15 protein-coding genes and 1 other RNA gene are annotated in these 12,844 nt (G+C 62.7%); 4 read left to right on the top strand and 12 right to left on the bottom strand.

Annotated features, from left to right (window positions below; translation table 11 throughout):
* Positions 1–212: 212 nt before the first annotated feature.
* The 4 genes from IVB01_RS25665 (at position 213) to IVB01_RS25650 (ending at position 2,770) form a co-directional block, all read left to right on the top strand.
* Positions 213–1,331, top strand: a complete 1,119-nt coding sequence (locus IVB01_RS25665) for a DUF2336 domain-containing protein (protein WP_247420273.1) — start codon at positions 213–215, stop codon at positions 1,329–1,331.
* A 12-nt stretch (positions 1,332–1,343) separates the two neighbouring features.
* Positions 1,344–1,580 carry a hypothetical protein gene (locus IVB01_RS25660; RefSeq protein WP_247278512.1) on the top strand — a complete coding sequence of 79 codons (237 nt, stop codon included), beginning with the start codon at positions 1,344–1,346 and terminating at the stop codon, positions 1,578–1,580.
* Between the two features lie 54 nt (positions 1,581–1,634).
* Positions 1,635–1,883 carry a hypothetical protein gene (locus tag IVB01_RS25655; RefSeq protein ID WP_247278513.1) on the top strand — a complete coding sequence of 83 codons (249 nt, stop codon included), beginning with the start codon at positions 1,635–1,637 and terminating at the stop codon, positions 1,881–1,883.
* Positions 1,884–2,041: 158 nt separating this feature from the next.
* A complete protein-coding gene (locus tag IVB01_RS25650; RefSeq protein WP_247278514.1) occupies positions 2,042–2,770 on the top strand; it encodes a Crp/Fnr family transcriptional regulator in 729 nt (242 codons plus the stop codon).
* 27 nt (positions 2,771–2,797) lie between these two features.
* On the opposite strand, the gene IVB01_RS25645 is transcribed toward IVB01_RS25650, so the two are convergent.
* From IVB01_RS25645 to ssrA, 12 genes are all read right to left on the bottom strand, one after another.
* A complete protein-coding gene (locus tag IVB01_RS25645) occupies positions 2,798–4,504 on the bottom strand; it encodes a response regulator (protein WP_247278515.1) in 1,707 nt (568 codons plus the stop codon).
* Positions 4,501–6,015 carry an ATPase domain-containing protein gene (locus IVB01_RS25640; RefSeq protein ID WP_247278516.1) on the bottom strand — a complete coding sequence of 505 codons (1,515 nt, stop codon included), beginning with the start codon at positions 6,013–6,015 and terminating at the stop codon, positions 4,501–4,503. Before IVB01_RS25640 ends, IVB01_RS25645 begins: the two co-directional genes overlap by 4 nt.
* 195 nt (positions 6,016–6,210) lie before the next feature.
* On the bottom strand, positions 6,211–6,447 hold the full coding sequence (locus IVB01_RS25635) for a hypothetical protein (protein ID WP_247494978.1): 237 nt from the start codon (positions 6,445–6,447) through the stop codon (positions 6,211–6,213).
* 92 nt (positions 6,448–6,539) lie between these two features.
* Positions 6,540–7,037, bottom strand: coding sequence for a GNAT family N-acetyltransferase (locus IVB01_RS25630; RefSeq protein WP_247278518.1), 498 nt, complete (start codon positions 7,035–7,037; stop codon positions 6,540–6,542).
* A gap of 222 nt (positions 7,038–7,259) precedes the next feature.
* Positions 7,260–9,131, bottom strand: a complete 1,872-nt coding sequence (locus IVB01_RS25625; RefSeq protein WP_247278519.1) for a ferrous iron transporter B — start codon at positions 9,129–9,131, stop codon at positions 7,260–7,262.
* A gap of 23 nt (positions 9,132–9,154) precedes the next feature.
* Positions 9,155–9,430: a FeoA family protein gene (locus IVB01_RS25620; protein WP_247278520.1), complete on the bottom strand. Its 276-nt coding sequence runs from the start codon at positions 9,428–9,430 to the stop codon at positions 9,155–9,157.
* Between the two features lie 110 nt (positions 9,431–9,540).
* Positions 9,541–9,792: a ribbon-helix-helix domain-containing protein gene (locus tag IVB01_RS25615; RefSeq protein ID WP_247278521.1), complete on the bottom strand. Its 252-nt coding sequence runs from the start codon at positions 9,790–9,792 to the stop codon at positions 9,541–9,543.
* The gene (locus IVB01_RS25610) at positions 9,789–9,977 is read right to left on the bottom strand and encodes a DUF4169 family protein (protein ID WP_247278522.1); all 189 of its coding nucleotides are present in this window, start codon (positions 9,975–9,977) and stop codon (positions 9,789–9,791) included. The genes IVB01_RS25615 and IVB01_RS25610 overlap by 4 nt, the downstream gene beginning before the upstream one ends.
* Positions 9,978–9,989: 12 nt before the next feature.
* A complete protein-coding gene (locus tag IVB01_RS25605; protein WP_247278523.1) occupies positions 9,990–10,166 on the bottom strand; it encodes a hypothetical protein in 177 nt (58 codons plus the stop codon).
* Between the two features lie 88 nt (positions 10,167–10,254).
* Entirely contained in the window at positions 10,255–11,718 is a 1,464-nt protein-coding gene (fumC, locus tag IVB01_RS25600; RefSeq protein WP_247278524.1) for a class II fumarate hydratase, read from the bottom strand.
* Between the two features lie 103 nt (positions 11,719–11,821).
* Positions 11,822–12,340 carry a ClpXP protease specificity-enhancing factor SspB gene (locus IVB01_RS25595; protein ID WP_247278525.1) on the bottom strand — a complete coding sequence of 173 codons (519 nt, stop codon included), beginning with the start codon at positions 12,338–12,340 and terminating at the stop codon, positions 11,822–11,824.
* 116 nt (positions 12,341–12,456) lie between these two features.
* Positions 12,457–12,824: a transfer-messenger RNA gene (gene ssrA, locus IVB01_RS25590) on the bottom strand.
* Between the last annotated feature and the right edge of the window lie 20 nt (positions 12,825–12,844).

Genomic DNA, 12,844 nt, shown 5'->3' with positions numbered 1-12,844 from the left:
ACCTTCCGCGCCGGTAAACCCATTCCCACGCATTTGAATGAATTTTGGTCGGCAAAACTGATTTGCCGGTTTTACTGAATTCTCGCGTTTGATCTCTAGCGTCGGTTCCTGAGGAATCCGGTGTCCTGCCACGAGCGGCGGGACAGCTCGCCAAGCTGCTCGTCAAGAACTGCTCGGCAAGAACTGCTCGCCAAGAACTGGGGGTTATCGAGATGAACGGGGCGAAAACGCTTCTACAGGATCTGGACGACGCGATCGCACGCGGCACCGACGAAAGCCGTGCGAAGGCATTGTGGCATGCGACCGACATCCTGATCACCGGCCGCTACAGCGACGACGAGATCAGCATGTTCGGCGAGGTCATCGGGCGGCTTGCCGACGAGATCGAAGTCGCGGCGCGGGTGCAGCTCTCGGAGGTGATGTCGGCGTGCGACCATGCTCCCTTCAATGTCATCGAGAAGCTCGCGCTCGACGACGAGATCGACGTCGCAGGTCCCGTGCTGCGCGAGTCCAATCGTATCGACGAGAAGATGCTGGTCGAGAGCGCCATGACCAAGAGCCAGTCGCATCTGCTGGCGATCGCCCAGCGCAAGTCGATCGGCGAGGCCGTGACCGACGTGCTGGTCAAGCGCGGCAACCAGGAGGTGGTGACGTCCGTTGCGAAGAACGAGGGCGCACGCTTCTCCGGCTCAGGCCTGCTGCACATGGTGCGCCGCGCCGAGGGAGATTCGATCCTTGCCGAACAGCTTGGCCTGCGCAAGGACGTGCCGCGCCACATCTTCCAGCAGCTGATCTCCAAGGCCTCGGAAGACGTCCGCCGCCGGCTCGAGACTGAACGACCCGAAATGATGACGCAGATCCAGAGCTCGGTGACCGAGGTCACCGGCGATCTTCAGTCCAAGTTCGGTCCGTCCTCGCGCAGCTATTTCGTCGCCAAGCGCGTGGTAACGACGCAATACCGCCAGGGCAATCTCAACCAGGACTCGATCTCGAACTATGCGCGCCAGCACCGCTTCGACGAAGTGCAGATCGGCTTGTCGCTGCTGTCGGCGCTGCCGGTCGACGTGATCGAGCGTGCGCTGATGGACCGCAATCGGGAGATGATCCTGGTGCTGTGCAAGGCACTCGACTTCTCCTGGGACACGACCATGTCGCTGCTGTTCCTCGGCGCCAAGGATCATCTGATCACGGCGCGCGAACTCCACGACAATGAGCACGAGTACGGCCGGCTCAAGATCGAGACCTCGCGCAGCATCCTGAAGTTCTACCAGTCGCGCAAGAACAGCGCGGGTGCCGACGCGGGCCGTCAGCCCGAGCTCCAGGTACACTGAGGAGTATCAGCAATGTTGCCTCAATTCGGCACCGCAGTTCGCAAGAAGATCAACAAGACACCGGCCGCCGATCTCGGCGGTGCGCCGGACAAGGCGTCGGTTGAGGCCGCCTGGCTCGTGCTGGAAGCCGCCAACGACCTCGGTGACCACGCCGCGATCGAAGCCTGCCGCCGCGTCATCGACGCCGAGCTGAACGGCACGCTGGCCGGCAGCTCGGACATCGATCTGGTGCTGGGGTATTTCCGGTGAGCGCACAAACGGCTGGGACCGAGGAACGGACGCGTTGGCAGTCGGTTTGCGTGCATGCCACGCTATTACTTCGACACCCGGGACAATGAGACCTTCATCGCCGACGAGATCGGCGTCGATATCGCCTCCTTGGAGGAGGTGAGAACTATGGTCTCGGCTGCGATGGCCGATTTCGCCAAGGACGTGCTGCCCGGTTCGGCGTTTCGGGCGCTGGCAATCGAAGTTCGCGATGATTTCGGCCCGGTTTTGCTGGTTTCGTTGCGCTTCGAGATCGAGCGGGTATCAGCCCAGAAACTAACTTAGGCCCTCGGTTGGAACCTTCCCCTTAACCTGTGATTGTCCCCGATCACCGGCCGCGACTCTTGGGCGCTGGTGGCTGAGAGTTTTGTGCTCCCGCCTTATAGGCCGGAGCGGCGAGTTCCTCTCCGGCTCAAACGTCCTCAAGCGCGGAGAGGTGCGCGATGCCCGGAACGTTAACGGCTGCGCTCGTTCAAAAGCTCAGTAAGGCCAATCGGCTCGACCAGGACGATGTCCTGGCACTTGAACAACTTTCTATCCATAGCAAGCGCGTCGCGGCCCAGCACCGTTTCGTGCGTGACGGTGACCGCCCCTCGGAATCCTGCCTGATCGTTGATGGGTTTGCATTCCGCTCCAAGCTTACGCCGGATGGACAGAGGCAAATTCTCTCGCTCCATATGCCGGGAGAAATCCCGGACCTCCAGAGCCTGCACTTGCACGTCATGGATCATGACCTGACGACGCTCACAGAATGTACCCTCGGTTTCATCAAGCACGACACCTTGCGTGAGCTAAATCAAAGGCGACCTAACGTAGCGGCTGCGCTCTGGCGCGAAACGCTGATCGACTCCGCAATTTTCAGGGAATGGATCGTCAATGTCGGACGCAGGCCGGCGCGTGTTCGAATGGCGCACTTGTTGGTAGAGCTTTACGAGCGGCTTGAACTGATCGGGCGCACGACAAAGGGGTCCTTTGAGCTCCCAATTACTCAAATCGAACTGGCGGACTGCCTTGGATTATCGGTCGTTCACGTCAACCGGATCCTGCAGCAGCTTCGTCACGATGGTCTCGTCGCAACCGAGCGCAGAACCTTCCACTTGCTCGACAAGGCCAAGGTGGAGGAGGTAGGGCAGTTCGAAAAGATCTACCTGCATCAGCGCCCATCGGTCTGATTTCGCTTTCGCGTGCCTCCGCCCAGCTCAGCGGCAATTCGAGCGCCTTGAGTCCGTGTCGAGCCGAAGCTTTGACTTGACCGCGTGAAGGGCGGCGGCCAGTTCGTCGATATGATAGGGCTTTGCCAGGATCTGAACGTCCTCGGCTTCGGCTTCATGGACGGCCGCTTCGGCGTATCCACTGGTCAGCAAGACGGGTACGTCACTGCGTCTTTTCTTGATCTCTCGCGCGAGCTCGACCCCGTTCATACCGCCCGGCATCATGATGTCGGAAAAGATCAGATCGATGGAGCGCCCGTCGGCCAAGGCGCCAAGCGCCGCCGCCGCGCTGGAGGCGTGCGTGACGTCATAGCCGAGTTGGCCGAGCATCTCGCTGACCAATGCAGCCACCTCGTCATCGTCTTCGACCAGCAGGATCCGACCGTGGTTCTTCTTCTTCGGCCGCACCCTGGTGAGGTCGATGAGGTGTCGCTCCCTGGAAGGAACGTCCAACGATCTCGGCAGGTACAGCTCGATGCTGGTGCCGCGGCCGACCTCCGATTGGATGCGCACCGTGCCCCGCGACTGCGTCGCAAATCCATGAACCTGCGCCAGCCCAAGGCCCGAGCCCTTTCCGACGTCCTTGGTCGTGAAGAACGGCTCGAAGACGCGGGACAAGACGCCCGGAGCCATCCCAATACCGGTGTCGATAACTGAGAGACGCACATAATCGCCGGAGATCTCTTGGTCCTTCAGGTCGGGTAGATTTTCCCCGCGCACGACGATCGTGCCGCCGTTGGGCATGGCGTCGCGTGCGTTGACGGCCAGATTGAGAATGACCAGCTCGAGCTCACCGGGATCGACCTCTACCGGCCACAGCGAATCCGGAAAATCGAACTCGACATGAACATCGCCCCTCAGGCTGCGATCGAGCAGTTCGCGCATGCCGCCAATCTGAGCGGCGACGTCGACGGGCTCCGGCCGAAGCGTCTGCCGGCGGGAAAACGCCAGAAGCTGCTTCGTCAGGCTGGCGCCGCGCTGCGCCGCCTGGATCATCCCGTCCATCAGACGCCGGCGCCGGTTTGGATCTGTCTGGCGGTCGAGCATGTCGAGCCCGCCGGAAATCACCATCAGCAGATTGTTGAAGTCGTGAGCCACGCCGCCGGTGAGCTGGCCGATGGCTTCGATTTTCTGGGCCTGGCGTAACGTTTCCTCCACGCGAGCGCGCTCGTTCATTTCGAGGCGAAGCTGCTCGTTGGCCTCCTTCAGCTCTCGCGTCCGCTCGATCACCAGCTTCTCGAGCTCCTGCGCCGTCTGCTCGCGCGCCTCAAGCAGAGCCCGGATCTCGTATTGACGCCGCCGTGCCCGCATCGCGGATTGCACCGCGCTGGTCAGCGTAATCGGCTGCACCGGCCGCTCGAGCAGCGAAACGTTACGCAAAAGCTCGACGATGCTGCGGCGCCAGGCGACGACCGCCGGCTGCTCTCGATGGCTGGTGAGAACGACAAATGGGAGGTCGGACCATGGCGGTTGGTTCGCGATCCATTGTGCCAGCGGCGCCGTGTCTTTCCCGAACAATCCCTCCTCCGCCAGAAACACGGTGCCCACGCCAGCGGCCATCTCGCTGACGAGTTGGAGCAGGCTTCGGCAGTTGACCGCGTCCAGATCCGCGCCGCGGAAAAGCTCGGCCGATGCCGGTCCGTCCCGGCCGATGGGCGCATATACGAGAACACGGTTGTCCCGGCGGGCGCTCATTCCGCCAGTCCTTCCGGGAGTTCCGAGCCGGTATAACGCGGATTGCCGGAAAAGATGCCGCTGAATTCATTGAGGGGTGGGCCCAGTTTGATCCCGGTGCTGCCGAGCCGAAACTCGCGGATACTATGCTCGTGATTGCCGCTGCGCTTCTTGACGACAGACAAGGCGCGCCGCACTCGTCCGCCGAACTCGAAATAGCGCAGCATCAAGACCGAATCGCTCAAATAGCTGATGTCGAGCGGCGTATCCATCGGGCCGACCAGTCCATGCTGAGCGAGGATAAGGATGGTCAACACGCCCTGCTGTGCCAGGTAGCTCAGGAGTTCATGCATCTGCAGGATGAGAAACCGCTCATCCGGCATCGCATTCAAGTAACCGTTCAGACTGTCGATGATCACCACGCGCGCATTGTCGACCTCGACGCTCCGGCGCAGGCTCGCCGTGAACTCGCCGGGCGACAATTCGGCGGGATCTATCTGCTGAAACCGAATTCGCCCCGAGTCAATGTGCTCCTGGAGAGGCAGGCCGAGCGTGCGGGCTCGCGCCTCCACGGTGCCCCGGCCTTCATCGAAGGCGAAGAACACGGCGTGCTCGCCACGTTCCGCCGCCGCTATCGCATAGGTCAGCGCTAGCGACGATTTGCCGACCCCGGCAGCGCCAATGAGAAGTGCGTTGGTGCCGCGCTCGAGGCCGCCTCCCAGCAATTGGTCGAGCTCGGCGCTGCCGCTGGGCGTGAACTCGCCGGAAAAGGGCTTGTGATGTTCGGCCGCGACCAGCCTGGGGAATATCCGCAAGCCGCCCTCCGAGATCGTGAAATCGTGGTAGCCGCCGCGAAACTTTATGCCGCGCATCTTGATCACGCGAAGCCGTCGCCGCTCGGCCCCGTACTCGATTGCCAGCTGTTCGAGCATAACGACGCCGTGTGCGATGGAATGAAGCTGCAGGTCGTCCTGGGACGATGAGAGATCGTCGAGGAGGACCACCGTGCAATTTCGATTGGTGAAATAATGCTTCAGAGCCAAAACCTGGCGTCTGTATCGCAGCGGGTTTTGAGCCAGCAGGCGCAGTTCGGACAGGCTGTCGAGCACCACGCGAGTGGGATCAACGCGTTCGACCTCCTTGAAAATCAAATTGGTGGTTTCGCTCAGCTCCATCTCTGCGGGATGGAACACCGTGAGCTCGCGTTCGGGATCGAGCGTTGTCTCCGGCGGGACCAGTTCAAAGATGTCCACGCCTTGCAAAGACCAGCCGTGCCGATGCGCGACAAGCTCCAGCTCCCGCCTCGTTTCAGATAGCGAGATATAAAGCACGCGTTCGCCATCGCGCACGCCCCTGAGAAGGAATTGGAGGGCGATGGTGGTCTTGCCGGTGCCGGGCCGTCCCTCATAAAGATACATCCGGTTGGCGTCCAAGCCGCCGCCCAGGATGTCATCCAAGCCGTCGCTGCCCGTCGAAACTCTCGGCAGATCTTTGAGATGACTGTCCGACACAGGCCTCGACGTACCGGTCATTGAACCCCCGTTGCACTTGTTTACTAGAGCGCAGCTGCTTGCCCCAAGGGCCCCGAGGCGAGCAGCCGCATTTGCACTGTAAGATCGGTAAGGAACTCTCGCGCCGCCGCCGGGTTCCACCGGGCCTGACGGCCCGCGCTCTTAGCGGAAGGTGATCGGGGGCCCGCCGCGTGTCGGCCTGAGGCCGCCGTTCCCCTATGAGCTTATCTGGCCCTTTGAGGTTATTTGGATCCGATAAATTGGCTTACCGGCTTCATCGGTCACTTCCAGGCTCCATGCTTGGCCGGGCCGAAACCTGCCGTCGATGTCCTTGAAGAGCTGCCCGGCAAAGCTCGTGGCTTCGCGCCAGGCGGCTTCGTCATCTGGCAGGTCCTCGCCGTGCCGATCGGAGCTCGGTTCGACGTCGTGGACGTGGAAGAAGTACCTGGGCATGGCGGGAGAATGCTGAGGTAGCCCGATACGTTCCGCAGCTGCGCGAGCCGACTAGTCTACCGGCAGATGGCGAGACGTCCCGGATCAGTCTCTCACCGCCGTTTGCGGTAGATCGCGACGTCCTCGCCGTGACGGTTCGTGCGCCGCTCGAGCAGATAGTGCGACTTCTCCAGCACGCGGCGCGATGCGCCATTCGCGACATAGACGATGCCGATGAGGGATGGCAGCGCGAGCTGCGACAGCCCAATGTCCGTCAGCGCGCTCGCGATCTCGCTCGCAAGTCCCTGGCCCCAGAGATCGCGCTTGAACGCGTAGGCAATCTCGATCTCGGCGACGTCGTCGACGAGGATGTGCCGGATTCCCGCCCGCCCGGCGAACGCCCCGTCTTTCGATCGCAGCGTCCACAGCCCGAAGCCATGCTCGTCCCAATGCGCCATGTTGGTGGCGAGATAATTCGTCGTCGTCTCGGCCGAGCGTACGCCGCCGATATAGCGCGAGACATCGGGATCGAGATGGAGTGCGACGAGGTCGGCGAGGTGGTTTTCGTGCAACCTCTCGGCGGTCAGTCTGTCGGTGCTGAAGTGATCCATGAAGCCGATGGCGATTTCGGACTGGCCGCGATCTTGATGGCGTTGAAGGTGACGATGCCATCATGCCGGTGTTTTGCCCGACGGGTCAACTGATTTTCCGAATTTCGGCCGGTTATCCCGTCTATGGTCGGATGACTTTCGCACACGCGTAAGCCATTGATTTCATGACCCCTGTCTACTGTGCATGGGGTTGTTTTCGCAGCTTTTGTCTTGGGAGGGGCTTTAGCCCGCCCCTAGCGCGACCGCGACATTGTAGGTGACGAGGCTCGCCGCATAGGCCAGCAGCAGCATGTAGGTGAAGGTCACGGCCATCCAGGCCCAGCTTCCGGTCTCGCGCCGGATCACCGCCAGCGTGGAGGCGCATTGCGGGGCGAAGATGTACCAGGCCAGCATCGACAGGGCGGTCGCGAGCGACCATTTCGTCGCCAGCACCTGACCGATCTGCTCGGCCGCCTCCTTGCCGCCCTCGATCGCATAGACGGTGCCGAGGGCTGCGACCGCGACCTCGCGCGCCGCCATGCCGGGGATCAGGGCGACCGCGATCTGCCAGTTGAAGCCGACCGGCGCGAGCAGCGGCTCGAGCGCCTTGCCGATGATCGCAGCCAGGCTGAAATCGATCGCCGGCTCCGTGGCGCCCGCAGGCGGCTGCGGGAACGAAGCCAGGAACCAGATCAGCACCATCATCGAGAAGATCGTGGTGCCGGCGCGCTGCAAAAACATCTTCGCTCGGGTGTAGATGCCGATCGCGATCGATTTTAGCTGCGGCACTTTGTAGTCCGGCAGCTCCAGCATGAACGGCGCCGGGGCATAGTCGCGCAGCATGAAGAACTTGATCACGAACGAGACCAGCAGCGCGCTGGCGATGCCGGTGGCATAGAGGCCGAACATCACGAGGCCTTGCAAGTTGATGAAGCCCCAGACGTCCCTGGCCGGAATGAAGGCGGAGATGATCAGCGTGTAGACCGGAATGCGCGCCGAGCAGGTCATCAGCGGCGCGATCAGGATCGTGGTCAGCCGGTCGCGCTTGTTGTCGATGACGCGCGTTGCCATGATGCCTGGAATGGCGCAGGCAAAGCTCGACAACAGCGGAATGAAGGCGCGGCCGTGCAAGCCGGCGCCGCCCATGATGCGGTCCATCAGGAACGCGGCGCGCGCCATGTAGCCGAAATCTTCCAGGAGCAGGATGAATAAGAATATGATGATGATCTGCGGCAGGAACACGATGACGCTGCCGACGCCCGAGATCACACCGTTCTGAAGGAAGCTCTGGAGCAGGCCGGCGGGGAGGGTGTTGTGGACCAGCTCGCCCAGCGCATCGAAGCCGGAGTTGAGCAGCTCCATCAGCGGCTGCGCCCAGGCGAACACCGCCTGGAACATCACGAACAGGATCAGCGCGAGCACGATGAGGCCGCCGACGGGATGCAGCACGATCGCGTCGATCCGGGCGGTCAAGGTGTCGGGACTAGCAGGCAGGCTGACGCAATCGGCGATGATGCGGTCGGCCTCGCGCTGGGTTGCGCGCAGCTCGGAGACGCTGAGCGCGCGCCAGCTGTTCTCGCGCAGCTCGGCGGCGAGCTTGGACGAGATCTCGTCGGTCAGCTGCAACAGATCGGCCGTGCCGCCCTTGCGCACCGCGATCGAGGTGACCACGGGCACGTCGAGCTCCTTGGCGAGCCGTTCCACGTCGACATTGATGCCGCGGCGCGTGGCGATGTCGAACATGTTGAGCACGAGGATCATCGGCCGTCCCGTGCGCTTGAGCTCGAGCAGCAGGCGGATGGTCAGGCGCAGATTGGTCGCGTCGGCCACGCACAGCACCAGATCGGGCATCGTCTCGCCGGAGGCCTTGCCGAGCACGAAGTCGCGGGTGATCTCCTCGTCCGGGCTGCGGCCGCGCAGCGAGTAGGTGCCGGGCAGGTCGACCACGGAGACCTGGCGACCGAGCGGCGTGACGAAAAAGCCTTCCTTGCGCTCGACCGTGACGCCCGGATAGTTCGCCACCTTCTGCCGGCTGCCGGTCAGGGCATTGAACAGCGAGGTCTTGCCGCTGTTTGGTGTGCCGACCAAGGCGAGATGCAGCAGGGGTAATTCCATGGGAGCAAATATCCGGCCGCTATCTAAGCGACGATGATGGCCATGGCTTCGCGACGACGGACCGCGATGGTGATATTGTCGACCCGCACGGCGATCGGGTCGCGTCCGACCAGCCCCTCATGCAGGACCTCGACCCGGGCGCCCTCGACGAAGCCGAGTTCGATCAGCCGGCTCTCGAGCTCGATGTCCGACAGCGCCGAGCCCGCCTCGCGGGCAGACAGATGCTGGATGACGCCGGTATAGCCGCGCTGCGCCAGGCCCAGCGGCATCTGCGAACGCGTATCGTTGGTGTCGGTCATGCCCTGTATTTTCAACCCAGGGCATTGAGGTCAAGCGCGCTTGCTCGCCGAAGCTGCACCTTAGAGTGATTTTAAAGTGCAGAGCAGGTCGCCCGGGAAAGTCCCCGCAGCTACTGGGCCGAGACCTTTTCCGGCTGGACGGTCATGGCGCGGCTCTTGAAGTAGTCCAGGACGAACAGGCGGATCGCCGACGACAGATTACCCTGCTGGCGGTTACTGTCGATCTCGCCGACCAACTCGGACAGCGTCATGTTGCGCAGGCCCGAGATCTCCTTCATGCCGTTCCAGAACGCCTCTTCCAGGCTGACGCTGGTCTTGTGGCCGGCGACGACGATCGACCGTTTCACGACGGGCGACTTCATGGCTGCTCCTCGCGATCGATCTGGTGCTGATCCAGATGCTCCTTCGCCCGGTCCGCCCGCTTCTCCTCCGCCGACCGCTCCGCTTTCGTGCGGCCGAACTTCGCCCGGTTGGCGTCCGCCTGCTTCGCCGAGGCTTCCCGCTCGGCGCGCTTCCTGAAACGATTCAGGTTGATGACGTTCCCCATGCCGCGTCTCCATCACCCGATCCTCTTCAGGCAGGTTGAAACGTTCAGAAACCGGGCGCTGCATTGCGCCCCCAAAGACTTGATTGCCATTCGCTCGTCCTCGTCAATCGGCCACTCGGCCATCAAACGATGAATTTCGCCCCCGTCGAGGGCAGAAGGGCTGCGCAGCACGCCGCCCCGCAGCGCCATTGACGGTAATCAAATCCCGTCCCCAAAGCCGCATATTTCTGCGGGTCTGGCGTCCGTATCACTACGGATGGCTAGCGGAATTCGGAATTTATCCCGGGCTGGTCATCTTCTCAGGGCGGACCAGGCGGTCGAATTCATCGGCCGAAACGAAGCCGAGCCGCAGCGCCTCTTCCTTCAGCGTGGTGCCGTTGGCATGCGCGGTCTTGGCCACCTTGGCCGCATTGTCGTAGCCGATTTTCGGCGCGAGCGCCGTCACCAGCATCAGCGAGCGCTGCATCAGCTCCTTGATGCGCGTCTCGTCGGCGCGGATGCCGCTGACGCAATGTTCGGTGAAGGAGCGCGCGGCGTCCGCCAGTAAGCGGATCGAGTGCAGCATGTTGTAGGCCAACACCGGCTTGTAGACGTTGAGCTCGAAATGGCCCTGGCTGCCGGCGACCGTGATCGCGGTGTGATTGCCGAACACCTGGCAGCACACCATGGTCATCGCCTCGCACTGCGTCGGATTGACCTTGCCCGGCATGATCGAGGAGCCCGGCTCGTTCTCCGGCAGGATCAGCTCACCCAGGCCCGAGCGCGGGCCGGATCCGAGCAGGCGGATGTCGTTGGCGATCTTGAACAGGCCCGTCGCCACCGAATTGATGGCGCCGTGCGCCAGCACATAGGCATCGTTCGAGGCCAGCGCCTCGAATTTGTTGGCGGCGCTGGTGAAGGGCAGCTTCGTGATCCCGGCAACGTGCTTTGCGAACAGCTTTGCAAAGCGCGGCTTGGAGTTGAGGCCGGTGCCGACGGCGGTGCCGCCCTGCGCCAGCGGATAGAGCTCCTTCACCGCGATCTTGAGCCGGGCGATGCCGCTCTCGACCTGCGCGGCATAGCCCGAAAACTCCTGGCCGAGCGTCAGCGGCGTCGCATCCTGGGTGTGGGTTCGGCCGATCTTCACGATCTTGGAAAACTCCTCCTCCTTCTTGCGCAGCGCGCGGAGCAGCTCATCGAGCGCAGGGACGAGATCGGCATTGATGCGGCTTGCGGCGGCAATGTGCATCGCGGTGGGAAAAGAGTCGTTCGACGACTGACTCATGTTGACGTGGTCGTTGGGATGCACCGGCTTCTTGGCACCGAGCTCGCCGCCGAGCAGCTCGTTGGCACGGTTTGCGATGACCTCGTTGAGGTTCATATTGGTCTGCGTGCCGGAGCCGGTCTGCCACACCACCAGCGGGAAATGATCGTCGAGCTTGCCCTCGATCACCTCGCGCGCGGCGCGGATGATGGCGTTGGCGCGGCGCTGGTCGAGCAGGCCAAGTTCGCGATTGGACTGTGCCGCGGCGAGCTTGACGATGCCGAGCGCATGCACCAGCGAGATCGGCATGCGATCCGTGCCGATGCGAAAATTCTGGCGCGAGCGTTCGGTCTGCGCCCCCCAATAGCGGTCGGCGGCGACCTCGATGGGGCCAAAACTATCGGTCTCGGTGCGGGTGGCGGGGCGGTCGGTCTTCGAGCGAGCAGTTTCTGAGCGGGCAGTCTCTGAGTGGGCAGTCTTGGCCATGAGCACATCCATTTCGCCGTGCGGAATGCCGCGCGGCCCCTTGATATGCCTTCTATATAGGGAGTCGGATATATAGGGAGTCCGGCCGCGCGAGACGGGGCGAGCCCAATCTAGATCATTTCTTGCGGAAACGATCGAGCCGTACGACTTCGGCGCCGCCCTGGTTCGGGGCCGCCGGCGCGTCCGTGCTTTCCTTCGGCTCAGCGGCGGGCGCGGGTACCGCGACGGCCGACGGTGCGGGTGCTGCCGGCAAACTCTCGGGCACCACCTCGGCGAGGTCGGAGGTGTCGAACTGGAGGCCGAATTTCACGGACGGATCGAGGAAGCTCTTGATGGCGCTGAACGGCACCACCAGCCGCTCCGGAATGCCGCCGAACGACAGGCCAACCTCGAAACGGTCCTCGAGCACGGTCAGGTCCCAGAACTGGTGCTGGAGGATGATCGTCATCTCTTCCGGATATTGCGCGAGCAACCGCGGCGACAGCTTCACGCCCTCGGCCTTCGACACGAAGGTGATGAAGAAATGGTGCTCGCCCGGCAGGCCATGGGTCGCCGCATCGGTCAGCACCTTGCGCAGCACGCCGCGCAGCGCGTCGCGGGCCAGCACATCGTATCGGATATGATCGGTCGCCATGGTGGTCCTGTTGCATCCCCGAAGCCGGGCCCTGCCGGCCCGACTCGCCAAGCCGCAATAGTACCGCGCCTGACGGGTCAGCAGGAGTCCCCGCCGGGGAAGAAATCAAAGAGTAAAGTGGAGGCTTCTGTTGCCAGGTGCCTCCGAACCCCGCCTAGCGGAGCTTAACCCGCTAGGACTTTAGAGTGGTCTTTCAAACTGCGTTACGCAGCCTGAGCAACCGGAGCAAAGTTGTCGTTGGCAACTATTGCAGTAGCCCGATAACGGCGGAACAATACCGGGAAAAAGTACGCCCTTTACGCCCTCGTCGATCCTATTTCGCCCCCGCCAAAGCCCACTTCTTGGGCCAGCCCGTCGGTGGGCTTTGGTGGAGGCGCCGGGTACCGCCCCCGGGTCCGAATGGTTTATTGCGACGACCGTTTATTTCCATAGCCGGCGAACCGGCATCCCCAATATAGGGGGCAAACGTTTCGAAAAACAGGGGTTTCAAGCGGCGATCCAGCG

Origin of the sequence: Bradyrhizobium sp. 164 (assembly GCF_023073715.1) — a bacterium.
Taxonomy (GTDB): Bacteria; Pseudomonadota; Alphaproteobacteria; order Rhizobiales; family Xanthobacteraceae; genus Bradyrhizobium.
The sequence above is the reverse complement of the archived record's forward strand: the minus strand, read 5'-3'. Positions and strand labels throughout refer to the sequence as shown.